At 68.4% G+C, this 24,765-nt stretch carries 23 protein-coding genes; 9 read left to right on the top strand and 14 right to left on the bottom strand.

Going from position 1 to position 24,765, the window contains the following annotated elements:
* Window positions 1–225: 225 nt before the first annotated feature.
* On the bottom strand, window positions 226–477 hold the full coding sequence (locus tag ACOZ35_RS10770) for a hypothetical protein (RefSeq protein ID WP_424013589.1): 252 nt from the start codon (window positions 475–477) through the stop codon (window positions 226–228).
* Between the two features lie 292 nt (window positions 478–769).
* On the opposite strand from ACOZ35_RS10770, the gene ACOZ35_RS10765 reads away from it, so the two are divergent.
* Window positions 770–2,638 carry an acetyl-CoA carboxylase biotin carboxylase subunit gene (locus ACOZ35_RS10765; protein ID WP_424013588.1) on the top strand — a complete coding sequence of 623 codons (1,869 nt, stop codon included), beginning with the start codon at window positions 770–772 and terminating at the stop codon, window positions 2,636–2,638.
* Window positions 2,639–3,192: 554 nt separating this feature from the next.
* On the opposite strand, the gene ACOZ35_RS10760 is transcribed toward ACOZ35_RS10765, so the two are convergent.
* Both ACOZ35_RS10760 and ACOZ35_RS10755 read right to left on the bottom strand, forming a co-directional pair.
* Entirely contained in the window at window positions 3,193–4,035 is an 843-nt protein-coding gene (locus tag ACOZ35_RS10760; RefSeq protein WP_424013587.1) for a 3-keto-5-aminohexanoate cleavage protein, read from the bottom strand.
* Complete coding sequence (locus ACOZ35_RS10755) at window positions 4,032–4,274, bottom strand: hypothetical protein (RefSeq protein ID WP_424013586.1); 243 nt, start codon at window positions 4,272–4,274, stop codon at window positions 4,032–4,034. The genes ACOZ35_RS10760 and ACOZ35_RS10755 overlap by 4 nt, the downstream gene beginning before the upstream one ends.
* A 118-nt stretch (window positions 4,275–4,392) precedes the next feature.
* Between ACOZ35_RS10755 and ACOZ35_RS10750 the strand changes: the two genes are divergently transcribed.
* The 3 genes from ACOZ35_RS10750 (at window position 4,393) to ACOZ35_RS10740 (ending at window position 5,959) form a co-directional block, all read left to right on the top strand.
* Window positions 4,393–4,740 carry a hypothetical protein gene (locus tag ACOZ35_RS10750; protein ID WP_424013585.1) on the top strand — a complete coding sequence of 116 codons (348 nt, stop codon included), beginning with the start codon at window positions 4,393–4,395 and terminating at the stop codon, window positions 4,738–4,740.
* A 136-nt stretch (window positions 4,741–4,876) separates the two neighbouring features.
* On the top strand, window positions 4,877–5,347 hold the full coding sequence (locus tag ACOZ35_RS10745; protein ID WP_424013584.1) for a TRAM domain-containing protein: 471 nt from the start codon (window positions 4,877–4,879) through the stop codon (window positions 5,345–5,347).
* 126 nt (window positions 5,348–5,473) lie between these two features.
* Window positions 5,474–5,959, top strand: coding sequence for a Tfx family DNA-binding protein (locus tag ACOZ35_RS10740; RefSeq protein ID WP_424013583.1), 486 nt, complete (start codon window positions 5,474–5,476; stop codon window positions 5,957–5,959).
* Between the two features lie 24 nt (window positions 5,960–5,983).
* Here ACOZ35_RS10740 and ACOZ35_RS10735 read toward each other — a convergent pair whose 3' ends face one another.
* A complete protein-coding gene (locus ACOZ35_RS10735) occupies window positions 5,984–7,099 on the bottom strand; it encodes a succinylglutamate desuccinylase/aspartoacylase family protein (RefSeq protein ID WP_424013582.1) in 1,116 nt (371 codons plus the stop codon).
* 152 nt (window positions 7,100–7,251) lie between these two features.
* Here ACOZ35_RS10735 and ACOZ35_RS10730 point away from each other — a divergent pair, with 152 nt between their 5' ends.
* Both ACOZ35_RS10730 and ACOZ35_RS10725 read left to right on the top strand, forming a co-directional pair.
* On the top strand, window positions 7,252–8,079 hold the full coding sequence (locus ACOZ35_RS10730) for an MBL fold metallo-hydrolase (protein ID WP_424013581.1): 828 nt from the start codon (window positions 7,252–7,254) through the stop codon (window positions 8,077–8,079).
* Between the two features lie 59 nt (window positions 8,080–8,138).
* On the top strand, window positions 8,139–9,242 hold the full coding sequence (locus ACOZ35_RS10725) for a molybdopterin-dependent oxidoreductase (RefSeq protein WP_424013580.1): 1,104 nt from the start codon (window positions 8,139–8,141) through the stop codon (window positions 9,240–9,242).
* 6 nt (window positions 9,243–9,248) lie between these two features.
* On the opposite strand, the gene ACOZ35_RS10720 is transcribed toward ACOZ35_RS10725, so the two are convergent.
* The 3 genes from ACOZ35_RS10720 to ACOZ35_RS10710 form a co-directional block, all read right to left on the bottom strand.
* Window positions 9,249–9,641 (bottom strand): PIN domain-containing protein, encoded by a 393-nt coding sequence (locus ACOZ35_RS10720; protein ID WP_424013579.1) that lies wholly within the window; start codon window positions 9,639–9,641, stop codon window positions 9,249–9,251.
* On the bottom strand, window positions 9,638–9,850 hold the full coding sequence (locus tag ACOZ35_RS10715) for an antitoxin VapB family protein (protein WP_424013578.1): 213 nt from the start codon (window positions 9,848–9,850) through the stop codon (window positions 9,638–9,640). The genes ACOZ35_RS10720 and ACOZ35_RS10715 overlap by 4 nt, the downstream gene beginning before the upstream one ends.
* 69 nt (window positions 9,851–9,919) lie before the next feature.
* Window positions 9,920–12,385, bottom strand: a complete 2,466-nt coding sequence (locus ACOZ35_RS10710) for a DEAD/DEAH box helicase (RefSeq protein ID WP_424013577.1) — start codon at window positions 12,383–12,385, stop codon at window positions 9,920–9,922.
* A gap of 345 nt (window positions 12,386–12,730) precedes the next feature.
* On the opposite strand from ACOZ35_RS10710, the gene ACOZ35_RS10705 reads away from it, so the two are divergent.
* Window positions 12,731–13,174 carry a DUF5807 family protein gene (locus ACOZ35_RS10705; protein WP_424013576.1) on the top strand — a complete coding sequence of 148 codons (444 nt, stop codon included), beginning with the start codon at window positions 12,731–12,733 and terminating at the stop codon, window positions 13,172–13,174.
* Between the two features lie 39 nt (window positions 13,175–13,213).
* Here ACOZ35_RS10705 and ACOZ35_RS10700 read toward each other — a convergent pair whose 3' ends face one another.
* The 3 genes from ACOZ35_RS10700 to ACOZ35_RS10690 form a co-directional block, all read right to left on the bottom strand.
* Window positions 13,214–14,866, bottom strand: coding sequence for a long-chain fatty acid--CoA ligase (locus ACOZ35_RS10700; RefSeq protein ID WP_424013575.1), 1,653 nt, complete (start codon window positions 14,864–14,866; stop codon window positions 13,214–13,216).
* A gap of 575 nt (window positions 14,867–15,441) precedes the next feature.
* Window positions 15,442–16,740 carry a homoserine O-acetyltransferase MetX gene (gene metX / locus ACOZ35_RS10695; RefSeq protein ID WP_424013574.1) on the bottom strand — a complete coding sequence of 433 codons (1,299 nt, stop codon included), beginning with the start codon at window positions 16,738–16,740 and terminating at the stop codon, window positions 15,442–15,444.
* Window position 16,741: 1 nt separating this feature from the next.
* The gene (locus ACOZ35_RS10690; protein WP_424013572.1) at window positions 16,742–18,043 is read right to left on the bottom strand and encodes an O-acetylhomoserine aminocarboxypropyltransferase/cysteine synthase family protein; all 1,302 of its coding nucleotides are present in this window, start codon (window positions 18,041–18,043) and stop codon (window positions 16,742–16,744) included.
* A 179-nt stretch (window positions 18,044–18,222) separates the two neighbouring features.
* Between ACOZ35_RS10690 and ACOZ35_RS10685 the strand changes: the two genes are divergently transcribed.
* On the top strand, window positions 18,223–19,641 hold the full coding sequence (locus ACOZ35_RS10685; protein ID WP_424013571.1) for a DHHA1 domain-containing protein: 1,419 nt from the start codon (window positions 18,223–18,225) through the stop codon (window positions 19,639–19,641).
* A gap of 44 nt (window positions 19,642–19,685) precedes the next feature.
* On the opposite strand, the gene ACOZ35_RS10680 is transcribed toward ACOZ35_RS10685, so the two are convergent.
* Window positions 19,686–19,985 (bottom strand): hypothetical protein, encoded by a 300-nt coding sequence (locus tag ACOZ35_RS10680; RefSeq protein WP_424013570.1) that lies wholly within the window; start codon window positions 19,983–19,985, stop codon window positions 19,686–19,688.
* Window positions 19,982–20,254, bottom strand: coding sequence for a winged helix-turn-helix domain-containing protein (locus tag ACOZ35_RS10675; RefSeq protein ID WP_424016059.1), 273 nt, complete (start codon window positions 20,252–20,254; stop codon window positions 19,982–19,984). Before ACOZ35_RS10675 ends, ACOZ35_RS10680 begins: the two co-directional genes overlap by 4 nt.
* A gap of 126 nt (window positions 20,255–20,380) precedes the next feature.
* Between ACOZ35_RS10675 and ACOZ35_RS10670 the strand changes: the two genes are divergently transcribed.
* On the top strand, window positions 20,381–21,604 hold the full coding sequence (locus ACOZ35_RS10670) for an RNA-guided endonuclease InsQ/TnpB family protein (RefSeq protein ID WP_424013569.1): 1,224 nt from the start codon (window positions 20,381–20,383) through the stop codon (window positions 21,602–21,604).
* Between the two features lie 151 nt (window positions 21,605–21,755).
* On the opposite strand, the gene ACOZ35_RS10665 is transcribed toward ACOZ35_RS10670, so the two are convergent.
* Window positions 21,756–23,273, bottom strand: a complete 1,518-nt coding sequence (locus ACOZ35_RS10665) for a molybdopterin-dependent oxidoreductase (protein ID WP_424013568.1) — start codon at window positions 23,271–23,273, stop codon at window positions 21,756–21,758.
* A gap of 48 nt (window positions 23,274–23,321) precedes the next feature.
* On the bottom strand, window positions 23,322–24,578 hold the full coding sequence (locus tag ACOZ35_RS10660; RefSeq protein WP_424013567.1) for an RNA-guided endonuclease InsQ/TnpB family protein: 1,257 nt from the start codon (window positions 24,576–24,578) through the stop codon (window positions 23,322–23,324).
* Between the last annotated feature and the right edge of the window lie 187 nt (window positions 24,579–24,765).

Raw genomic sequence — 24,765 nt, 5'->3', positions numbered from 1 at the left:
TTTGGTCGACTCACCCGTCGCTAGTCGCGTAGTCGATACGTCGAACCGAGCCGCCGGACGCGGAGACGTCCGGCCGCGTACATTCCCCCGACAGCGCGGCGTCGAACCGTCGCGCCGTCGACCCGGCCCTGCCGCAGGGCGCGTCCGGAGACACGTCCGCTGACATATATACCTGTGGTAACGTCTCTCGCGGATGCCTTGGTACCCTCTCCCGCGGCCGCTCGCTCAGCGCGTCCCCTCGTCGCCGGCGTCCTCCCCCGCGGTCGCGGCGGGCGACTCGTCGCCGTCACCGAGGCTCGTCGGTCCGCTCCGGTTACCCAGCAGTCGGTTGAGGACGACCGGGACGACGCCCACGAGGACGACGAGCGCGCCGACTCGAACCAGAAGTGACGCGTCGGTCGCGACCGTGAGGCCGAGGTAGACGGCGGCGCCGACCAGCACCGAGGGCAGCACGTACGGGTTTCCCGCGTCGAGCATATCTCATCGTGGCGCCCGCGACCCCCTTAACCGTCCCGGACGGGCCGAGTTCTCGCCTCGGCGCGGACCGAGTTCTCGCCTCGGCGCGGACCGAGTTCTCGCCTCGGCGCGGACCGAGTTCTCGCCTCGGCGCGGACCGAGTTCTCGCCTCGGCGCGGACCGAGTTCTCGCCTCGGCGCGGACCGAGTTCTCGCCTCGGCGCGGACCGAGTTCTCGCCTCGGCGCGGACCGAGTTCTCGTCTCGGTACGGACCGACAGAGTTTGGTAGCAGTTCGTGGAAGAACCGACAGGAATGTTCGATAAGGTTCTCGTGGCGAACCGCGGCGAGATCGCGGTCCGGGTGATGCGCGCCTGTGCGGAGCTGGGCGTTGACACCGTCGCCGTCTACAGCGACGCCGACAAGCACGGCGGTCACGTCCGGTACGCGGACGAGGCGTACAACGTCGGGCCCGCACGCGCGGCCGACTCGTACCTCGACGGCGAGGCGGTCGTCGAGGCGGCGCGCTCGGCCGGCGCCGACGCGATACACCCCGGGTACGGCTTCCTCGCAGAGAACGCCGACTTCGCGGCCCGCGTCGAGGCCGCCGACGGGATCACGTGGGTCGGCCCCGAAAGCGACGCGATGGAACGGCTCGGCGAGAAGACCCACGCGCGCCGCGTGATGGACGACGCCGACGTGCCGATCGTCCCCGGGACGACGGAGCCGGTGACCGAGGTCGACGCGGTGACCGAGTTCGGCGACGAGCACGGCTACCCCGTCGCGATCAAGGCGGAGGGTGGCGGCGGCGGCCGCGGGATGAAGGTCGTCGAGAGCGCCGAGGAGGCGGAGGAGGCGCTCGAATCCGCCAAGCGCGAGGGTGAGGCGTACTTCTCGAACGACTCGGTGTACCTCGAGCGGTACCTCCAGACCCCCCGCCACGTCGAGGTCCAGATCGTCGCGGACGATCCGGACGGCTCGGTGACCGAGAGCGACGTCGTCCACCTCGGCGAGCGCGACTGCTCGCTCCAGCGCCGCCACCAGAAGGTGATCGAGGAGGGCCCCTCCCCCGCGCTCTCCGACGAGCTGCGCGAGAAGATCGGCGAGGCCGCCCGCCGGGGCGTCGCGGCTGCCGACTACACCAACGCCGGGACGGTCGAGTTCCTCGTCGAGGAGGACCCCGACCGCGACCCGTCGGAGCAGCTCGGCCCCGACACGCCGTTCTACTTCCTCGAAGTGAACACGCGTATTCAGGTGGAACACACCGTCACGGAGGAGCTGACGGGGATCGACATCGTCAAAGAGCAGCTCCGGGTCGCCAGCGGCGAGGGCCTCTCCGTCTCGCAGGACGACGTGGCGCTTGATGGCCACGCGATCGAGTTCCGGATCAACGCCGAGAACGCCGCAAACGACTTCCAGCCCGCCAACGAGGGGTCGCTGGAGACGTACGACCCGCCGGGCGGGATCGGCGTCCGCGTCGACGACGCGCTCCGGCAGGGCGACGAGCTCGTCACCGACTACGACTCGATGATCGCGAAGCTGATCGTGTGGGCCCCGGACCGCGAGGAGTGTCTCGCCCGCTCGAAGCGCGCGCTCGCGGAGTACGACCTGGAGGGCGTCGTCACCATCGTCCCGTTCCACCGACTGATGCTCGACGACGAGCGCTTCGTCGACGGGACGCACACGACGAAGTACCTCGACGAGGAGCTCGACCGCGAGCTGGTCACCGAGGCGCAGGAGAAGTGGGGGACCGAATCGTCGTCGAGCGGCGGCGACGACGAGGAGGTCACCGAACGCGAGTTCACCGTCGAGGTGAACGGGAAGCGCTTCGACGTCGAACTGGAGGAGCGCGGCGCGCCCGCGATTCCGGTGCCGGAGAGCGGGAGCGGCGGGGGCGGCGGGCAGCAGCGGCCCCCACAGGCGAAATCCGACGACGGGGGCGACGATTCGGGCGTTGACGTCGCGGAGGGCGGCGAGGCCATCGACGCGGAGATGCAGGGGACGATCCTCTCGGTCGACGTCGCGGAGGGCGACGAGGTCGCCGCCGGCGACGTGGTCTGCGTTCTGGAGGCGATGAAGATGGAGAACGACGTGGTCGCCGAGCGCGGCGGCACCGTCACGAGCGTCCACGTCGGCGAGGGCGACAGCGTCGACATGGGCGACGTGCTGATCGTACTGGAGTAAGATCACGCGTTCTCCGGACGCGATCGTTTATAAGTGCTCGACGGTTCTGGAGTGAGCGGATCCGAATTCTCAATCGCCTATTTATAAATCAACGCTAACGGATCGACGGAGAACACCGCTAAAGCCCCAGCCGCTCGGTTATAAATCGCTGCTGACGGATCGACAGTGAACACCTCCAAAGCCCCAGCCGTGAGGTGGGCGCACGCTCGCTGCGCTCCTCAGTCGTTCGCTCCGCTCACTCCTTGCGGTGCTTGCGTCGCCTGCGCCCACCTCGCGGCTGCCCCTTTGAGTCCCACCCGACTGCGACCGCACCGCAGCCTCACGCCTCCCCAGCCTCGTCGGCCTCCCTTCGGTCGGCCGACTCCCTCGCGCGTGCGACTCGCGGCCGCCGGTGGCGGCCGCTCGCAGGCACGCAGGGAGGCGCGACGCGCCTCTTGCAGCCGGCGGCTCCGCCGCCGGCGACGCCACCGCGTCGTTCATTTATAAGGAATCGTCGCCGTCGCTCGTCCCGTTTAAATACCGTATTGCTGTCGAGGGTCGCTCGCGCACTCCCGTTACCGACCGCGCAGCCCAAGCAGCTCCCGGGTCTGCGCCGGCGTCGCTACGGGCCGGCCCAGTTCCTCCGCGATCCGCGCCGCTCGTGCCACCAGCTGCTCGTTCGTCGCGAGCTCGCCCCGCTCGTAGTACCGGTTGTCCTCCAGGCCGACCCGGACGTGGCCCCCGAGCAGCAGCGACTGGGTCGTCATGGGAAGCTGATGGGGACCGAACCCGATCACGTTGAACTCGACGCCCTCGGGCAGCGCCTCGACCCGGTTCACCAGGTTCCGGGGGTGCGGCGGCGACGTGGTCCCGCCGCCGAACAGGAAGTTGAGGTACGGCGGGTCCTCAAGATCGTCGAGAATCGCCAGCGACTCGTTGAGATGGCCGTCGTTGAACACCTCCAGTTCGGGCTTGATCCCTCTTTCTTTCATCTCCGCGTGGAGCGACGACACAAGCTCGCGGGTGTTCTCCGAGGTGAGCCGATCGTAGCGGTTGAGCGGCCCCATGTCGAGCGACGCCATCTCGGGGGCGGGGTCCGTCCGCAGCGGCTCGTGGCGCAGCGCGTCCGGGGCGGCGGTCCCCCCGGTCGAGTGCTGGAGGACGGCGTCGTCGGTGGCCTCGCGGACCGCGTCCGCCACTTCCTGAAAGCGCTCGGCCGAGAAGGCGCGCTCCCCGTTGTCGCGGCGCGCGTGGAGGTGGAGCACGCTCGCGCCCGCCTCCTCGCAGGCCGCCGCGGCCGCCGCGATCTCTTCGGGCGTCTCCGGGAGGTCCGGGTGCGCCTCCTTCCCGTGGACGCCCCCCGTGAGCGCCGCGGTGATGATCGCCGGCTTCCCGTCGAGGTAGTCGTCGTAGGTCATCGGTCGGCGTCGGGCGTGTCGCGCTCGGCCGACTCCGAGTTCGGCGACGTCGCCGCTGATTCCGGTTCCTCGTAGAACTCGCAGTCCGTCGCGGGGTCGAGGTCGTACCGCGCGTTACAGATGTCCGCGCGCATGGGCTGGACGAACGACTCCGTCACGGTACAGAACGCGCGGGCGGCCTCGAACGACTTCCCGTCGCCCTCCTCGCGGTACGCCAAGTGCTGGCACGTCTCGTCCATGGCGGACGGAGGTGCGGAAGCTGCTTGAAACCACGCGTCGGGACCCCCGATCCGGTTCGCCCCGATCCGGGCCGATCCGACCGACGCTGTTTAACCGAACGCCCGAGAACGGGTGGCCATGGAGCCGGTCGACGACTGGCGGTCGGCGATCGCCGAGGCCGGGGAGCTGACCGGCCCGATCGCCGCCGCCATCGTCGAGGCCCACGGCGACCGCGGACAACGCGCCATCGAGGCGGTCGGCGAGGGACGCGTGAAGCGCTACCGGGATTTCACCGTCGTCGTGGGCCACGAGGACGAGTACGTCGTCGAGGAGGGGGAGTGCAACTGCGCCGACGCGACGTACAACCTCGACGCCGACGACCCCGACCAGCGCTGCTGGCACGCCATCGCGGTCGACGTCGCGGACGCGCTCGACGCCGTCGACCACCACGACATGTGGTACTCCGAGGTCCGCGAGTTTCTCTGAGGCCGACGGGGGTAGCATCCTCTCCGTTGTCCTCCTCTCGAAGCTGCCGCCGCTGAGCCGCGTGAATCGCCCGTTTTCACGAATTTCGGCCTGAGAGTCGAAAACGTTTACAACGGCGGCCGGTCTCCCCTACGGTATGGCGGACTGTCCACTCGCCGACGACTGCCCCAGCTTCGACGAACGCATTCAGGGGATGGGGTGTCAACACTACGGCAACAAAGGCGGCGCGGAGTGGTGTAACCACTACGACATGCCGATCTACGAGCTGAAACAGCAGCCGGTCCAGCCCGGCGAGGCGGTCGTCGTCGAGGTCGACGACATCCACGAGAGCGGCGCCGGCGTCGGCCGCACCGACGACGGGTTCATCGTCCTCGTCGACGGTCTCCTCCCTCCGGCGCGCGCCGAGGTCAAGATCCACCGCGTGAAGTCCAGCCACGCGACGGCGGAGGAAGTGATCGAGCGCCTCCCCGACGACCCGGAGGCGGAGGAGGGAGACGACGAGGCCGCCGACGGCGACGCGGCGGACGACGAGGACGAGGAGCGCACCCGCCGCGACCGCACGGACCGCGAACGGCTCGGCAGCCGCGAGAACTTCTGGGGCAAGTGACGGCGTCCCGGGGGAGCCTCACCCCACGGACAGTCCGGACGCCGTCGATTTCTCGGGCGCCCCGCGCCCGTTCTCGACCCCGCGCGAAACCGCCGTTTTTTGAGCGACCGGCCCGTCGGTGACCACATGGCCGCAGACGACGGGCGACCCGACCCCGCCGACGTCGACGCCGACTCGATCCTAGAGCGAGCCGGCTTCGACGCCGACGAGAGCGTGCTCACCCGCCGGCAGGCGGAGGTGCTGTCGCTCCGCGAGCGAGGGCTCCGGCAGTCGGACATCGCCGACCGGCTCGGCACCTCGCGCGCGAACGTCTCCAGCGTCGAGGCGAGCGCCCGCGACAACGTCGAGCGCGCCCGCGAGACGGTCGCGTTCGCCGAGGCGCTGTCGGCGCCGGTCCGCGTCGAGATCGAGGCAGGGACCGACCTCTACGACGCGCCGAAACGCGTGTACGACGCCTGCGACGAGGCGGGCGTAAAGGTGAACCAGACCGCGCCCGAGCTGATGAAAACGATCGGCGACCGCGCGGGCGACGCGGTCCGCGGCCGCGAAGTCCGCAGCCGCCTCTTCGTCACGGTCGCCGCGGACGGACAGATCCGCGTTCGGCGGCCGTAGCGCCGGGACTCCGACGGCCTCGACTCACGCCTCGTCGATCCGCTCCGCGACGCCGACCAGTGTCGCGCCCGCGGTGACGGTCGCCTCCCGGGCGACCGAGTACGCGATCCCGTCGCGGTCGGCGCGCGCGACCTGGAGCGTCTCGAACGTCGTCGGGTCGAACACCTCGCCGACCCGCTCGCCCTCCTCCACCCGGTCGCCGACGGCGAGGTCGGGCTCGGGGACGAACAGCCCGGAGTGATCGGCGATCACGCGCCCGAGGTGGTTGCGCGCGACGACGCCGTCCCACGGATCGGGCTCTCCGTCGAGCAGCCCTCCGTGGCGCAGCGTGCCGATCATCCCCGCCACGCCCGCCTCGACCGCTTCGGGGACGATCTCCTTGCTGTGGGCGAGTTCTGGCGTGATCGTCGGAATCCCCTCGCGCGTGGCCGCGACCCGGAGCTTCCCGGCGAAGCCGCGCTCGTTCCACTCCGTGTCCGCGTCGTCATCAGAACTCGACGAGTTCTGATTGGCTCGCAAATCTTCCGATTTGCGATCGTCCCCAGCCGCCTCCGCGAGCAGGAGATCGGTGCCAAACGCCTCCGCGAGCCCCCGGCAGGCGTCGTCGCCGCGCATGTACACCGTGTGCGTCGCCATCGACGGCGACCCGGTGTGGAGGTCGACGATCGCGTCCGCCTCGCCCGCGAACGCCCAGAGCCGGGCCGCCATCCGCTCGTGGAGCGACCCCTCCCGATCGCCGGGCCAGCAGCGGTTCATGTTCGGCTGCCGCGAGTCGAGCGACTCCGGCGTCGTGTACGAGACGTGATCGAAGGTGAGCGGGTCCGCGACGGGCACCGTGACGAGCGTGCCGGCGAGGTCGGCGGCCGTCTGCCCGGGTCTGTCCCCGGTTTCGTCCCCGTCGCCGGACTCGACCGCGTCCCCGACGAGTCGCTCGTGGAGCCGTCGGAGAACCGCGGTCCCGTTCACCTCCCGCCCGTGCTGGGCGGCCTGCGTGTACACCACGGGCGCGTCTCCCGGCGCGTCGAGTTCGGGGCCGTCGTCGCCGTCGACGAGTTCGCCCTCGCCGTACGCGTGGACGGTCGTCCGGATCGGCACGCCCGAGGGGAGCCGCGCGAGGGTGAGGGTCCGACTGGTGTGCATGGTTCGGATCCGGGCGGCTCGGAGTTATACCTCGGGGGTGTGATCGGAGTGCGACCGTGGCGCGGTCGCGGCGATCCCCGGACCCCGTCGCTCCCCGGATTCTGCCGCTCCCGACCGCGGACGCTAAGGCCGTGGCCCGCGGAGCGCGATCCATGCGGGTCACCCTCCTCGGGACGGGCGACACGACGGGAACGCCGACCGTCGGCTGCGACTGCGACACCTGCGAGCGGGCCCGCGAGCGCGGGGTGTCGCGGTCGCGCTTCTCCGTCCACGTCGCCAACGAGCGCACCGGCGAGTCGCTGCTCGTCGACTTCAGCCCCGACTTCAGACAGCAGTTCCTCGCGGCCGACGTTCCCCTCCCGGACGCCGGGCTCGTGACGCACATCCACTTCGACCACCTCGACGGGCTCGGCAACGTCTACCGGCTCGTCGACGGGCTCCCCGTCCACGCGCCGAACGAGACCGACCCCGCGACCGACGAGAGCGTCGCCGAGACGATCCGCGACAAGTACGACTACCTCGAAGACCGGATCGGCGTCCACGCCCGCGACCCGTTCGAACCGTTCGAGACCTGCGGGTTCGAGGTGCGGTTCGTCCCCGTCGACCACCCGCCGCTCCTCTGTTACGGCGTCGTCGTCGAGGATCCGGAGACTGGCGCGAAGCTCTCGCTCACCGGCGACACGAGCTACGATATTCCAGAGCGCTCCCGCGAGGCGCTCGCCGACCCGGACTTGCTGCTCGCGGACGCCATCGTCCCGGCCTCGCTCTGTGAACACCACCCGATCGGCGGGCGCCACGAGGGGCCGGACGGCGTCCCGCGGACGTTCGGCACGAAGCATATGACCCGGGAGGGCGCGCTCGCGCTCGCGGACGACCTCGACGCCGACCGGACGCGGCTCGTCCACCTCGCGCACTTCTACCCCGCCGACGAGGCGTTCGAGGAGCCGCTCGCGGTCGACGGCGAGGTCTACGACCTGTAGCGAGCACGATGCCCTCGCGAGCTGTACCCTTTTGGCTCGCTAGCACGTACCACGCGTAGATGGCCGCGAAGGACCGACTCCGGACCGCGCTCGACCGCTTCGAGCCGCCGCCGCGCGCGGTCGACTGGTCGCTGTTCGCGTTCGTCGTCGCCGAGGCGGCCACCGGGCTGGTCTCGTTCACCGTCGGCGTCCCGGAGGGCTGGCCGCTGTTCTGGCTCCACCGCGCGCTCGGGGTCGGGATCGTCGCGCTGCTCGCGTGGAAGCTCGCGCGCGTCCGCCGCCGGCTCACCGACCCAAACCTGTGGCGGCGGTCGACCGCGCTCTCCGTCCTGACGCTCGTCGCCGCGGTCGGCGCCATCGGAACCGGCGTCGCGTGGGTGTTCGGCCTCGACGTGCGGATCTCCTACTGGACGCTCCTCTCGGTCCACGTCGGCTTCGGCCTCGCTTTGGTCCCGCTCGTGGCCGCGCACGCCGCCACCCGGTTCCGGCTCCCGCGCCGCGTCGACTTCGAGCGCCGGCGGACCGCCGTCCGCTACTTCGCGCTGCTCGCCGCCGGCGGCGCGACCTACCGGATCCAGCAGGGAGTCAACGACGCGCTCGACACGGCGGGCGCCGACCGCCGGTTTACCGGCTCGCAGCCCCGCGAGGGAGCGGGCAACGCCGCCTTCCCGATCACCTCGTGGGTCGCCGACGACCCCGACCCGATCGACCGCGACGACTACCGGCTGGCGGTCGACGGCCTCGTGCGCGACCCCGTCGAACTGACGGCCAACGAACTGGCTGCGGACCACGAGACGGAGGCCTTGCTCGACTGTACGAGCGGCTGGTACACGGTCCAGGAGTGGGGCGGGATTCGGATCGGCGACCTGCTGGAGGCGGCCGGCGGGGTCGGCTCCGACAGCTCGGACCGCGAGCCCGCGTACGTCCGGTTCACGTCCGTCACGGGATACCGATGGAGCCTCCCGATCGAGGAGGCCGAGGAGGCGCTGCTCGCGACGCACGTCGGCGGCGAGCGACTGAGCCACGGGCACGGGGCGCCCGCGCGGCTGGTCGCGCCCGACCGGCGGGGGTTCCAGTGGGTGAAGTGGGTGACGCGCGTGGAGGTCCGGTTGGAGTACGACTTCGGGCAGTGGGTGGTGACGCTGGTGAGCGGGTTCGACTGAGCCTCTTCAGACGAAATCGACATCGAGTGCGTCACGAATCCCATCGACGTCGAAGTCGGTGTCCGATACGGCAAGCCGTTCGTCCTGTGCGACGGCGGCCCCCGCGATGAAAGCGTCGCGGGCTGCGAGGGGATCTTCCCGATCACGGAGCGCGTCCTGAAGCACCGCCGCTTCACGAGCGACTACCGCCGACGTGTCGATCACATCAATCCAGTCCAGCGCCTCGTCGACCGCGCCGAGGTCCGTCGACCCCGTCTTGAACACCTCTCCTTGATACACTTCGAACAGCACGAGCGGCGGGGCGACCGCGCGCTCGTCGGCGTGAGACTCGACATATTCGACGGCGGGGGATCGTCCCGCGAGGTAATCGATGAGGACGCTACTGTCGTACAGGGTCACCGCGAGTCAACCCCGCGTTTCATCTCCCGGCGTTTCTCTCGGGCGCGCTCCGGCGCGTCGCTTCCCTCCCACAGACCAGCCCCAGACCGGATATCCTCGCGGCGCTCGCGAAGCAACCGCGTAAGCAGGTCGTCGAAGGTCTCGTCGTCACCTTTCAGTGACGCGAGCGCGGCGTGTGTCTCCTCGTTGACGCGGATGCTCTTGCTCATGTCTGCTCGTATACTACCTCGTATACAATATCCTTTCGCCGCCGTTGTCGTTCGTACCGTCGATCAAAGCTACTCGTACTCGCTCCCGACGACCTCGCGGATGCGCTCCGCGGTCACCGGGCCGACGCCGTCGACCTCCAGCAAGTCGTCCTCGGGCGCGGTCATCACGGCCTCGACGGTGCCGAAGTGCTCCAGCAGGGTGCGCGCCGTCACCGGGCCGATGTCGGCGATGGAGGAGACGACGTACTCCTGCTGTTCGGCGCGGGTCTTCGTCGTCTTCTCGCCGTGGACGCTCACCTCGCGGTCGCGCGTCTCCTGCTCCCGTTTGGCGATGGTCGCGAGCAGTTCGGTGGTGTCCTCCTCGCCTTCGGTGCGGAGGACGCTCACGTCGAAGTCGACCGCGAGCGACGCGAGCGCGCCGCGGATCGCGTTCGGGTCGATGTCGCGCTGGCCGTAGAGGTTCGTCCCCTCGACGACCATCACGGGGCGGGCGTACGCGCGGGAGAGCTCGCCCACCTGCTCGAACATCGACCGGTCGGAGTCGAGCATCGAGTCGACGAAGTCGGCCGCCGACTTGCGCTCGACGGCGACGCGGTCGGAGAGCACGTAGTCGCCGACCGCGAGCGTCTCCAGCCGGGTAACGAGCCCGTCGCGCGTCGAGAGGTCCTTCGCGATGGAGGAGTCGAGCTCGCGCTGGTCGACGACGACCTCGACGCCCTCGTCGACGCCGGCGGTGGCGACGACGCCGTCGTCGCCCTCGTTCTCGTCGGCGTCGCTCGCTCCGGCTTCCTCGTCCTCCTCCTCGTCTTCACTCCCGCGCGCCTCCGCCGCGAAGTCGGTGAGTCCGGCGCCGTCGTCCTCGCTGGCGTCGCTGTCCGCGTCGATTTTCTCCGCGTTGTCGTCGACTTCGGCGTCGCTTTCCGTGTCGCCATCGCCGCCGGACCCCCCGCCGAACGCGTCGAGCCCGGCCTGTCCGTCGTCGCCGACGGAGTCTTCGATGTCGTCGGTGGCCTCCTTCAGCTCGGCGAGCTGGCTGGCCATCTTCTTCTCGCGGCGGCGGGAGATCCAGAAGAACGCCTCGTCGCGGGTGTCCTCGGCCATCAGGACGACCACCTTCCCCTCGGCCTGGCGGCCGGTCCGGCCCTTGCGCTGGATCGAGCGGATCGCGGTCGGGACGGGCTCGTAGAAGCAGACGAGGTCGACCTCGGGGACGTCGAGCCCCTCCTCCGCGACGCTCGTGGAGACGAGCACCTCGAACTCGCCCGCCTTGAACTCGTCGAGCGTCTCCTGCTGCTGTTTCTGGCTCATCCCGTCGGAGCCGTCCTTGTCGCCCTGCCCGACGAACTTCCGGACGTCGAAGCTCGCGGAGAGGAACTCCACGAGCGCCTCGGCGGTGTCGCGCGACTCCGTGAAGAGGATGGCGCGCTCGCCGCCGTTGATGCCGAGCGTCTCGGCCAAGAGGATCCGGGCCTTCGAGAACTTCGGGTGGAGCCCGTCGAACGACTCCGCCTTCCGCATCGCTTCTCGCACCTTGGGGTCCGCGACCATGCGCTGGCTCGCCTTCGAGGCGCCCGACGAGCGCGCGGCCTCGCGCTGGCGCTCGAAGTAGCGCCGGACGGACTCGACGGACTGCGTCTCGACCAGCTCGGTCGCTCGCCGGAGCTTCATCACCTCGGCGTGGGTGCTCATTCCCTTGTACCCGTCCGACTGGTCGTTGTCCATCATCTGTTTCAGCTGCCCCCGCATCTTGTTGAGGTCCTTCTGCGAGAGGTCGGGGTTCGTCGTGTTCGTCACCCCGAGCTGCTTCAGCTTCTCCAGCCGGTCCGTGATCACCTCGTTGAGCGCGTCACGGATGTCGAGGACTTCGTCGGGGAGGGTGACCTGTTCCCACTGGACGTCGGTGTCGTGGGTGTACTCGCCGACGTCGGCGTCCGCCTCTGTCATCACCTCGACGTTGACGAGCCCGAGGTTCTCACAGACCGTCTCGATCTCCTCGGTGTCGCCGCCGGGCGAGGCGGACATGCCCGTGACCAGCGGGTCGGCGGCGTCGGCGTGGTAGCGCTCCGCGATGTAGACGTACGCGTAGTCGCCGGTTGCGCGGTGGCACTCGTCGAAGGTGAGGTGGGTGACGTCGGAAAGCGAGATCCGGTTGCCGACGAGGTCGTTCTCGACGACCTGCGGCGTCGCGATCACGATCCGGGCATCGTCCCAGAGCGCGGCGCGGTCGTCGGGCTTCACGTCGCCCGTGAACACGACGATCTCGTCGTCCGGAATCGAGAGCGCCTCGCGGTAGAAGTCCGCGTGCTGCTGGACGAGGGGTTTGGTTGGGGCTAAAAAGAGCGCCTTCCCGCCCGCCTCGTGGAGGCGCTCGGCGGTGACGAGCAGGCTGACCGTCGTCTTGCCGAGGCCGGTCGGGAGACAGACGAGCGTGTGTTCGTCGGCGGCGGCGTCCGCCAGCTGGAGCTGGTAGCGCCGTCGCTGGAGGAAGTCGTCGACGAGCAGGGGTCTGTCGATCCCGGCGGCCTCGGTCGCCATCGGCGGCTCTTGGCCGGCACCGGCCTAAAGCCTTCGCGAACCGGGGTGAAAGTTATGCGTCGCCGGAGCGCTCCTCTCGGAGCTCCTCGGGGACGTCCTCGTCGACCAGCTGCGCCCACTCCGCGAGCCGGTCGCCGGATCTGGTCTGCGTACTCATCACGCGACGGATCTCCGTGGTGCGTATTAACAGTTGCCCCAATTCTACATGATTTAACATCGATCCGGGGGGAGTCGGGGCTCCCCGCTCGGCCGCGACACGCATGCCGTCTCCGCTCAGCTCGACACGCACCGGTTCCGCTCGGGCCGACACGCACGCCTTTTACCGCTCACGCGCCTCCGGCCGGCATGAGCAACCTCGACGAGTTCCTCGCGGGCGAGCGGCTCGACGACGTGGTCTTCTACGTGAGCGACGCGTACCTCGACGACGACTCCCGGCTGCGCGAGGTCGGCACCGAGACCGACGGCGGCGTTCGGATGATTCTCGACGGCGAGACCGGACGCTCCGCGTTCCAGGCCGGTACGGGCATGGGCGCGATGGAGTTCGCGAAGACGGCGATGGACGCGGACGGGGAGATCGCGCGCTCGCTCGACGACGGGACGTGTCCGTTCGCGGACGCGGACGACGCGGACGACGACCACGCGATCCGGTTCGTCTTCGCGTTCGCGGAGGCGCAAAACGAGGAGGTCGGCGGCCTCTACGCCGAGGGCGACGTGGTCCACGCGTACGCCCACTGTACGTGCGGCGAGAGCTACTCGCACAAGTGGGTCATCGGCGACCGCGACGACTGAAAAACGGCTGCGCGATCGGCTGTCGCGCTGATTCTTGCGCTACTCCTCTTCGGGTGCGTCGTCTTCCGGGACGGCCCCGTCGACGAGCGACTGGTCGCCGTACTGCTCGCGGAGGTCCTTCTTCGAGAACTTCCCGGTCGCGGTCTTCGGTACCTCGTCGATGAACTCCACCGCGTCCGGCACCCACCACTTGGGGTACTCCTCGCGGAGGCCGGTCTCGATCCGCTCAACGATCTCCTCGCGGTCGACGCCGTCGGCCACGACGACGAACGCGACGGGCCGCTCCTGCCAGCGCTCGTGGGGTACGCCGACGACGGCCGCCTCGCTGACGCCGTCGTAGGCCATGATCGCGTTCTCTAACTCGACGCTGGAGATCCACTCGCCGCCCGACTTGATCACGTCCTTCGTCCGGTCGACGAGCTGCATGTAGCCATCCTCGTCGACGGTGACCACGTCCCCGGTCTTCAGCCAGCCGTCGACGAACTCCTCCTCGCTCGCCTCGGGCCGGGCGAAGTACTCCTTCGTCACCCACGGGCCGCGGATCCGGAGTTCGCCGAAGTCCTCGCCGTTCCACGGCACCTCCTCGCCGTCCTCGTCGATGACCTCGAACTCGAGGCCGGGGGCGACGAGCCCCTGCTTCGAGCGCTTGTTCACCTGCGTGTCGTAGTCGGCGTCGCGCAGGTCGCTCTTGAGGTGCGAGACGGTGCCGATCGGCGACAGCTCCGTCATCCCCCACGCGTGGAGCACCTCGACGTCGCGCTCGTCGTACCACTCGATCAGCGCCTGCGGCGCCGCCGCGCCGCCGATGATCACGGTGTCGAGCGTCGAGAGGTCGACGTCGTTGCCCCCCTCGATGTACTCGCGCAGGCCGAGCCACACCGTCGGGACGCCCGCGGAGATGGTCACGCCCTCCTCTTCGATCAGCGCCGCGAGGTCCGACGGGTCCGGCGAGGGACCCGGGTAGACGTGCTTCGCGCCCGCGGCGGCCGCGGTGAACGGCATCCCCCACGCGTTGACGTGGAACATGGGGACGACGGGCATGACGACGTCGGAGTCCTCCATCGGGATCCCCTGCGGCGTCTGGGAGGCCATCGTGTGGCTCCACAGCATCGACTGGGTGTACTCGACGCCCTTCGGCCGCCCCGTGGTGCCGGAGGTGTAACAGAGGCCGGCGGGCTGGTCGTCGTCGAGGTCGGGCCAGTCGTAGTCCGTCGAGTGGTCCGCGATGAACTCCTCGTAGGCGGGCGCGTCGAGCGCGTCGATCCCCTCCGAGCCCATGGCGACGAAATCGACGTCCTCGAACTCCTCCGCCCCGTCGGCGGCGCCCGCGATCTTCTCGGCCAGCGACGGGTCGACGAAGATGATCTCGTCGTCGGCGTCGTCGACGATGTACTGGATGTGTTCGTCGGGCAGCAGCGGGTTGATCGTGTGGAGCTGCGCGCCCGTGTTCGGGACGCCGAAGTACGTCTCGAAGTGCCGCGTGTGGTTCCAGCAGAACGTTGCGACGCGGTCGCCGCGCTCGATCCCGTAGTCGTCTAAGGCGTTCGCGAGCCGGGCCGTCCGGTCGGCGTACTCGGCGTAGGTGTGCCGCGTGCGCCCCTCGTGAGTGCGCGAGACGATCTCCGTGTCCGGGTACAGTCGTTCCGCGCGCCACATGAACGGTCGCAGGGTCTGAGCGTGTCCGCCTGGCATACCTTACACACCACGAGGTCGGGAACTATGAACGTTATCATGATTGATCGTGAATCTTCTGAGAGAACGACATTCCCGCGCCGGTCGTTTGCTTATAAACAGTCGTTGTCGGATCGACGGCGAATGCCTCCGCAGTCTCAGCCGCTTATTTATAAACCGTTGAGAACGGATCGACGGCGAACACCGCCGAAGCCTCAGCCGCTTATTTATAAACCGTTGGGAACGGATCGACGGCGAACACCGCCGAAGCCCCAGCCGCTCGGCCGTACGATTGTGACCCTTATAAATCGGCGCTGGACACGAACACCGCCGAACCCCAGCCGCGACGGCTCGGTGCGCTCGCTGCGGTCCTCGTCACTCGCTTCGCTCGCTCCTGCGGTCCTTACGTCGCGCGCCTTCGCCCTCGCGGCTGCCCCTTCGAGCCCCGCCCCGCACAGCACCTCACGCCTCCCCAGCCTCGTCGGTGGCCCTCCGCTTCGCTCCGGGCCACCGACTCCCTCGCGCGTGCGATTCGCGCCGCGGTGCGGCGCTCATCGGCACGCGCCACCGCACAGGCGCTATTTAAAAAAGGAAGTTTATCCTCGAAAGAGGCTCGCGTGGACGGGTGCGTGGTCGGAGTCGGGTCGTGGGTCGTCGCCGTCGTCGCCGCCCTCGTCGGAGACCGCGCGGCCGTCGACGCCGTCGGCGAGGAAGTCCCGGACCGGCGGGCCGACGTGTTCCGGCTCGACGAGGAACGCGTCGTGGCCGTGGTCGGAGTCGACCACGTGGTGCGCGACCGGGACCCCGGACTCGCGGAAGGCGTCGGCGAGGGAGGCGGACTGCTCGACGGTGAAGTGCCAGTCGGCGGTGAAGCTCATCAGGAGGGTTTCGCCCTCGAAGGCGGCGAGCGCGTCGGCGTCGGCACCGTGGCCGGCGGCGAGGTCGTACTCGTCCATCGCGCGCGTGAGATAGAGGTAGCTGTTCGCGTCGAAGCGGTCGCCGAACCCCTCCGCCTGGTAGTCGAGGTACGACTCGACCTCGCGGTACGGGAAGAAGCCGGCCGTCGGCTCCGGCGGCAACCCGAGGTCGCCGTCCTCGCGCGTCAGCGAGTCGCGGCCGGCCGACCGCCGCCCGAACTTCCGCTCCATCGACGCCTTCGAGAGGTACATGATGTGCCCGATCTGGCGGGCAATGGCGAGCCCCTCCGTCGGGTCCGGCCGGTCGTCGCCGTAGTAGTTCCCCTCGTTCCAATCTGCGTCAGCGCGGATCGCGCGGCGCGCGACCGCGTCGAGCGCGAGGCACTGCGCGTCGAGCCGCCCGGCGGTCGCGATGGCGACCACGCGGTCGACGTCGTCGGGGTACCGCTTCGCCCACTCCAAGGCGTTCATCCCGCCGACGCTCCCGCCGACGACGGCGCGGAGCCGCCCCACGCCGAGGTGGTCGAGCAGGCGGCGCTGCGCGCGCGCCCAGTCCTCGACTTGGACCGGCGGGAACGCGGTCCCCCAGCGGTCGTGGTCGGGCTCCTCGCGCAGGTCGAGGTCCGCGGGCCGCTCGCTGGCGGGCCCCGTCGTCCCGTAACAGGAACCGGGGACGTTCGCGCAGACGACGTAGTACTCGGTCGTGTCGATCGCCTTCCCCGGGCCGACGACGTCGTCCCACCACGCGCGGGCCTGCCCGGCCTGTCCGGCCCCGGCCGTCGACGTGTCGCGCTCCGGTTCGGGGGAGCGTGCGACGTTCTGACTGCCGGTGAGCGCGTGGCAGATCAACACGACGTTGTCGCCGTCGAACTCGCCGTGGGTCTCGTAGGCGACCTCGAAGTCGGGGACCGACTGTCCGCACTCGAAGGTGAACTCGCCGAGCGAGGCGACCCCGTGGTCGGTCGGGACGGCGCTCATCTCAGTTCACCTCCCCTTCGCTCGCGGCGCGCTCGCCCGCGGCCAGCCCCGCGTCGAGGTCGGCGATCACGTCGTCGGCGTCCTCGATGCCCACCGAAAGCCGGAGCATCTCCGGGTAGACGCCCGCGTGCCGCTGTTGCTCCGCGTCCATCTGCGCGTGCGTCGTGGAGGCCGGGTGGATGACGAGCGTCTTCGCGTCGCCGATGTTCGCGAGGAAGCTGGTCAGGTCGACCGACTCGCAGAAGGTCTTCGCGGCCTCGTACCCGCCGTCGACGCCGAACGTGACCATCCCGCCGAAGCCGTCGAGGTACTCGGCGGCGTTATCGTGGCTCCGATGATCCTCGAACCCGGGGTAGCTCACCCAGTCGACGCGGTCGTCGCCGCGGAGGAACTCGGCCACCCGCCGCGCGTTCTCGCAGTGGCGCTCCATCCGCAGCGGGAGCGTGTTGAGCCCCTGAATCGTCTGCCACGCGTCGAAGGGGGACTGCTGGCCGCCGGTCGGGCGCACGCCGCGCTGGCGGACGACGTTGGCGAACGCGGCGTCGCCGAACCGCTCGACGAAGTCGATGGGATAGGCGGGCGACTCGCCGTCGAGCTCGTCGTAGTCGGCGTCCGGGTGGCCCCACGGGAACTGTCCGCCGTCGACGACGACGCCGCCGACGGTGGTGCCGTTGCCCGTGATCCACTTCGTCGTCGACTCCCAGACGACGTCCGCGCCGTGTTCGAATGGGCGACAGCAGTACGGCGTCGCGAAGGTGTTGTCGACGACGAGGGGAACCGCGTGCTCGTGGGCGATCTCGGCGAGCCGCTCGAAGTCGGGCGTGACGAGCGAGGGGTTCGCGATCGTCTCGACGTGGACGAACGCGGTGTCGTCGTCGATCGCGTCCGCGTACGCCTCGTAGTCGAGCGTGTCGACGAGCCGCGACTCGATCCCGCGCCGGTTCGCGATGCTGGTGAGGTACGCCGCGGTCCCGCCGTACATCTCGGAGCTGGCGACGACGTTGTCGCCCGCGCTCGCGAGGACGGTCGTGATCGCGTCGAACGCGGCCATGCCCGAGCCGGTCGCGACCGCGTCCGACCCGCCGGCGAGGTCGGCGATCCGCTCTTCCAAGACGTTCACCGTCGGGTTCGACAGCCGGGAGTAGACGTGGCCCTCCGCCCGGAGCGCGTACAGCTCCGCCGCCGTGTCCGCGTCGTCGAAGACGTACGACGTGGTCTGGTGGATCGGCGTGGCGCGGGCGCCGGTCGTCGAATCGGGCTCGGCGCCGGCGTGGAGACTCCGGGTGTTGAACCCACGTGTCATGGTTGTTGCTCATACGTCTGCGCACATCTATAACCGTCAGTTACGGCAATTGATGCCCCTTCGGCAGCGACGCGGACGCGCCGGGGCCGGCGGCGCCGCGGGATCGACGCCGCCGCGCCGGTCCGCGCCCGTCGCGCCGAAGCGTGCGTTTATGCCCGATCGGGCGCCAACCGGTGGTAATGGCAGTCGCCGCTCCAGTTCCCGACCTCGCAGACCGCGCGACCGACTGCGCCGACCGCCTGCGTGAGGCCGGCCGGGTGCTGCTCGCGTCGCATATCGACGCCGACGGGATCACGAGCGCCGCGATCGCGTCCACCGCGCTCGCGCGGGCCGGGATCGATCACGAGGTCGTTTTCGAGAAGCAGCTGGACGCCGACTCAATCGCCGGCATCGCCGCACGCGAGTTCGACGTGGTGCTCTTCACCGACTTCGGCTCCGGCCAGCTCGACGTCATCGCCGATCACGAGGAGCGCGGTGACTTCGTCCCCGTGATCGCCGACCACCACCAGCCCGCCGACCGCGACACGCGCTACCACCTCAACCCGCTGTTGGAGGGGATCGACGGCGCGAGCGAGCTGTCGGGTGCCGGCGCGAGCTACCTCCTCGCCCGCGCGCTGGAGGGCACCGACGGGGACAACCGCGACCTCGCCGCGCTCGCGGTCGTCGGCGCGGTCGGCGATATGCAGGACTCCGACGGCGCGCTGGTCGGCGCCAACGAGTCGATCGTCGCCGACGGCGTCGACGTCGGCGTCCTTGAGGCCCGGACCGACCTCGACCTGTACGGCAGACAGACTCGGCCGCTCCCGAAGCTCTTGGAGTACGCCTCCGACGTGAAGATCCCGGGCATCTCGAACGACGAGGCGGGCGCTATCTCCTTCCTCACCGACCTCGACGTCGACGTGAAACGCGACGGGGAGTGGCGGCGCTGGGTCGACCTCGACGCCGAGGAGCGGCAGGCCCTCGCGTCGGCGCTGATGCGCCGCGCGGTCGCCTCGGGCGTCCCCTCCGACCGGATCGAGGCGCTCGTCGGCACCTCCTACACGCTCGTCGACGAGGAGCCCGGCACCGAACTGCGCGACGTCAGCGAGTTCTCCACGCTGCTCAACGCGACCGCGCGCTACGAGCGCGGCGACGTCGGCCTCGCGGTGTGTCTCGGCGACCGCGGCGACGCGCTCGCGGAGGCCAGACGGCTGCTCCGCACCCACCGGCGGAACCTCTCCGAGGGGCTCCAGTGGGTCAAAAACGAGGGCGTCACCCACGAGGACAACCTCCAGTGGTTCGACGCGGGGTCGCGCATCCGCGAGACCATCGTCGGCATCGTCGCCGGGATGGCGGTCGGCTCCCCCGCGGTCGACCGCTCGAAGCCGGTGATCGCCTTCGCGGAGGAGAGTGCCGAGGAACTGAAGGTGTCCTCGCGCGGCTCGCACGCGCTCGTCCGGCAGGGACTTGATCTGTCCGCGGTGATGCGCGAGGCGAGCCAGGCCGTCGGCGGCGACGGCGGCGGGCACGACGTTGCCGCGGGCGCGACCATCCCGATCGACGAGCGCGATGCGTTCCTCGCCGAGGCCGACCGGATCGTCGGCGACCAGCTCTCCTGAGCGCTCGCCGTCCGCGGGGACAGGGTCGCGAGGACGCCGCTCGGTCACCGAACCGTCGCGTAGGTAAGCAGCGCGACGGCGAGCAGTTCGAGCACGCTCATCCCGAGCACGACCCGCCCGACTAACGGGTCCATCGCGTACAGCGTCCGCATGTTCGCGAAGAAGAAGGCCACCGAGACCAGGTTCTCGACCAGCAGCACGGCGCTGAAGCCCACGAGCCCCAACAGGAGCGTCGACCCGAACTCGCGGTAGTTGCGGATCCATATCGTCGCCAGCACCGCCAACAGCGCGCTGTTGACGATCCCGATCAGGACGGCGAGCCCGGTCGGCGACGCCGGGTTCATTCGGCGTCCACCTCCGCGGTGATCTCCTCGAACGCGTCCGTGTGACGCTCGAAGCGGTCGGTCAGGAAGTAGAGCTTGCCGTAGTCGTGGTCGCTCGGTTCAACGACGTCGTGGTCTCGTAACATCTCGAGGTGGTGGGTGATCGTGTTGTAGTCGACGTCCAGTGCCGCCGCGAGTTCGTTCGCGTTCCGGGGGCGAGCGCGGAGTTCCCGGACGATACGGACCCTGTTGGCGCCACCGCGGCTCGCGACGAACAGGTACCACCTAATACAGCGAGGGAGTCCCGCCGTTCACGGCGGGCGGGAATCGCGCCATGAGCAACACCCAACCGCAAAACACTATGCTAACCAACTCCCCAATTTATATAAATACATAGCACCACATGTGATGTGTAGATGGAGCTTCAACGTACCGCTGTCGTGAAACTCTCCGTTCCCAACGACCGCCGGGACGACCTGAAGGAAACAATGGATACCTTCAGGAACGCCGCCCAGCGGTTCGCTGATCGAGGATGGGAGGGCAACAACGACGGGTACGTGATTACCTCTCGCTCCCAGCTTCAACCATACCTCTACGACGACATCCGAGATGAAACCGGATTGCACTCTGACCTCTGTGTTGCTGCGGTCAACCATGCCGCCGATGCACTTCGTGGCGTCGTTGAGCGCATGAAAGAGGGTGAGAAAGTTTCCAAGCCGGTGTTCACGTCGAACACGACCGTTTACAATACCAGTGCAATCAGCTATTTTGATGGGTATTGTACGCTTGCCGCCTACGGCAGTGGTCGTGTAAAAGCCGAATACGTCTATCCAGACGATTCCATTCAGGCTGAGTACATGGAATCAGACGAATGGGACAAACAGGGGGCGAAGCTCCGATACGACCAGCAGACAGATACCTACTACCTCCACGTCTCAGTCAAGCAGGAACGTGACGACACGCAGGAAGAAGCCGAGGGCCGAACAGTCCTTGGCGTGGATCGCAACGTGGACGGGTATCTCGCTGTGACCAGCTCTGGTGTGTTCATCGGTAACGCAGACCTATTGAATCACAAACGCCGCGAATACGAACGTCGACGCGGCAACCTACAACAGACCGGAACGCGATCAGCCCATCTCACAATCCAGTCGATTGGTGATCGCTTCGCCAATTGGAGCGAGAACTATCTACACTATGTGTCGAAAGAGGTAGTTACTGAGGCTGTCGCCAACGGGTGTGAGACAATTATACTGGAAGACTTAGAGAATATCCGAGAGGGGATGTCGGATCTCTCAAAGTTCCAGCAGTGGGCGTTTCGAGAGCTATCGCGGAAGATAACCTACAAGGCGAAAGCTGAAGGAATCACTGTTGAAGTGGTGAATCCAGCCTACACAAGCCAGCAGTGTAGTCATTCCGAGTGTGGGTTCACACATGAGGATAACCGCGACGGCGATGAGTTTGTGTGTCAGAAGTGCGGCAAAGAGCTCCACAGCGACTACAACGCGGCGCGAAACATAGCAGCGCGGTATCTCCGGAATCGGCGTAAGTCTGGTTCCGGAGGGGCAACCAATCACCTTGCCCTGAAGTCAGGAACAGTGAATGGGAGCGGCGATTTCACGCCCACCGTATCACGCGGGTAGACCGGGAGTTCACTGACAAACCCCGGCGTTTACGCCGGGTGTAGGTGATAGGGCCTTCTCCATTTGGCGTACTGGTGTGTTGAGCAGGTGATAAAAGTCGTTTCGACCCGAGCGGTCGCTCCGCGCTCGTCTCCGAACGGACGCGGCCGCGTCAGCCGACCGTCCGACGCACCCACCCTGACGCGCCGCTCGGGACCGAGCCGGACTCCTCCTCGGTCTGTCGCGTCCCCTCGCCGTCGACCGCGCGGACGACGACCTCGTGTTCCCCGTCGGGTTCGAAGACGTGGCGCCACTGCCGCCAGACGTCCGCGTCGGGCAGCGGGTCGGAGAGCTCGGCGTCGATCCACGAGTCGCCGCCGTCGGTCGACACCTCGACGCGCTCGACGCCGGGCGTGCCGGCGTACGCGTGGCCGGCCAGTTCGATCCGGCCGTCGTCGAGCTCCGTGACCCCCTCGTCCCAGAGCTTGGCGACGGTGGTCACCTCGCCGGTCCCCTCCCAGCCGCGCTCCTCCCAGTAGCCGTCGTCCTCGACGTTCAGCAGTTCGATCTCCGAGAGCCACTTCACGTTCGTCTCGCCCCAGTGGCCCGGGATCAGCACCCGGACCGGGTGGCCGTGGCTGGTCGGGAGCTCCTTCCCGTTCATCCCCCACGCGAGGAACCCCTCGGCGAGGGCGTCGACCGGGAACTCGACGTAGTACCCGTCCTCGCCGCGCAGCATGGCGCAGTTACAGTCGCCCTGCGGGTCGACGGACTCCAGCAGCGGCCGGATCGGCGTTCCCGTCCAGACGGCGTTCCCGATGCGGCGGCCGTTCAGGTCCTCGCCGACGCACCGCAGCGTCACCGCGCGGTTCTCGACGGGTCGGTCGATCAGCTCGTCGAAGTCGACTGTCCGCTCGCTCCCGGTCTCGCCGGTGAACGTCACCGACCACTCGTCCGCGGTGACCTCCGGGTCGAACTCCGCGATGTCGACGTTGTAGAACTCGCCGATCGGCGTCACCATGCCCTGAAGCTCGTCGCTCTCGAACGCCAGCGCGGCCGAGTCGAGCTCCTGGAGCTGCGCGGCCGCGCCCTCCGACCGCGGGGCGTCGGGGAGGGGCTCGTCGTCCGATGCGAGCGCCCGCCGACCCACCGCGGTCGCGGCGACGAAACCGAGCGCCCCGGCGACGACTCCGAGGGTCCGGCGGCGCACCGCGTCGACGACGGCCGGCGCGTCCCTCGCAGTGCCGGTGTCGCCTCCGGAGGGGGTCGCGGACGACGGCAGCCACCCGATCCCGACGACGGCCGCCGCGGGCAGCGCTGCGCCCAGCGCGCCGAGCGAGATCCCGGTCAGCCCCGCGGCGAGCAGCCAGGATCCCCCTCCCGCGACCGCGGCGCCGACCGCTCGCCGGTCCGTGCGCGTGGCGAGCCGAAGGCCCGCGAACGCGACCGCGCCGAACAGTCCGACGGCGATCGCGACCGCCAGCGCGATGTGGATCAGGTGCCCCGCGCCGCCGAGGGTCTCGATCGTCGCCGTCACGATCGGTCCGGGAGTCAGGTTGACCACGGTCTGGTCGATCGGCCTGACGACGAACGAGGGCGTCCACCCCGCGACGAGGTACGAGCCGGCGATCGCGGCCGCGCCGGCCGCCGCGGCGAGGAGCGTTTCCCGGCGCTCGGTAACGTTGATCACGATTAGCGTTAGGGCCACAGTCACGTCAACAACCCCACCCTACTTCGCTCACCCTGATGGGTTCGCTCGTTGAGGGAGGGGCTTGTCCGTGAGCTCAGCCTCGAACCCGTCCGGGTGGGCGGTGAATCCGCCACTTGGCGTCACTGTTCCAGACTTGAGGGCGAGTTGACTGTCGCCCGTCCGCCGAGACGACTGTTGGCCTCGACGGACATACCGTATCCCGATGTTCTTCGCCGCGTTGTAATCCGCGTTCGCTCCCGACTCACACTTCACGCACCGGAACTCCGTGCGAGTCGCGCGATTCTCGTCTGCCGTGAATCCACACTCGGCGCACCGTTGCGATGTGTATGCCGACCCCACTTGCTTCACAGAGATGCCGACTGCTTCGGCTTTGTACTCCACTTGCTCGTACAGCGTTCGGAACGCCCACTTGTGCCCCCACGACGCACCCGTTCGGTCGCGGATGTCAGTCAAGTCCTCAAACGCAATCATGTCGCACTCGTATCGGAGTGCTTCGTCTACGATGGCGTTCGATGCTTGGTGAACCACGTCACGAACGTATCGTCGTTCGCGTCCACTTGATTGTTCGAGCGTTCTGTGGGCGCTTCGCGTGCCTGTCTGTTGGAGTCCCGCACGGACTTTCTCGAATTCGCGGAGGTTGTGTGAGAGTTCGCGCCCATTGATGAATCGTGCTGTGCTGGTGACGGCGAGGTTTTCAATACCGAGGTCGACCCCGAGAACCGTTCCGTCCTCGGCGGTGTCTCGCTCGGTGTCGGTTTTGGGTCGGCGGAAGCCGATGTGTAAAAAGTAATCGTCGTCACGAGCCGTGAGTGTGGTTTCCGTGACGCTCCAGTGGTCGGAGCCAAGGTACTGCCGTTGGTAGCCATCCTCGGCTTCAGGGAGCGCAAGTTCACATCGGACGCGACTCTCCGTCGTGGAGAGTGACACTGTATCGTCATCGAACAGCGTCATCGTTCGAGTGTCGTATTTTATCGTGGGGGCGGTGAACGTGGGTTTGCTGGCCTGTTTGCCGTTCGAGCGGCGTTCGAGACAGCCGGTGATGGCTTGGGCGGCTTGGTGGGTGGCGAGGATCGCGTGCTGACTCCCGAGGTCGGTGTGTTCGCGCACGTCGTCGTAGGCGAGGGGTTGTACGTCGCTCTTGGCGTTACACTTTCCCCACGCCATGTCCGTGGCGAGTTGGCACCCACGCTTCCACTCGGAGATGGTTTCCTCAAGCAACTCGCGTTGCTCATCGTCTACCGAGAGACGAGTGATTGCCGTCCGACGCACGTAGTCGTCTGCCACAGTTTCAATGTGTATGAGCGGCTATTTATAAGCTGGTGTTTATTACAGAAACGAACGCGCTCCTCCCCTCCCTACTCGCTCCCTCCGGTCGCTCCTTGAGGAAGGGGACTCCGCGCTACCGCTTCAGTTGAACTGCGGCCTCGGCCGAAACCCGCTACAGTACCGTCGGCGTCGCCGGAGTACACAC

This window comes from Halorubrum xinjiangense (genome assembly GCF_049604745.1).
GTDB classification, from domain to species: Archaea; Halobacteriota; Halobacteria; order Halobacteriales; family Haloferacaceae; genus Halorubrum; species Halorubrum xinjiangense_A.
This window is presented reverse-complemented; position numbering and strand designations above follow the sequence as displayed.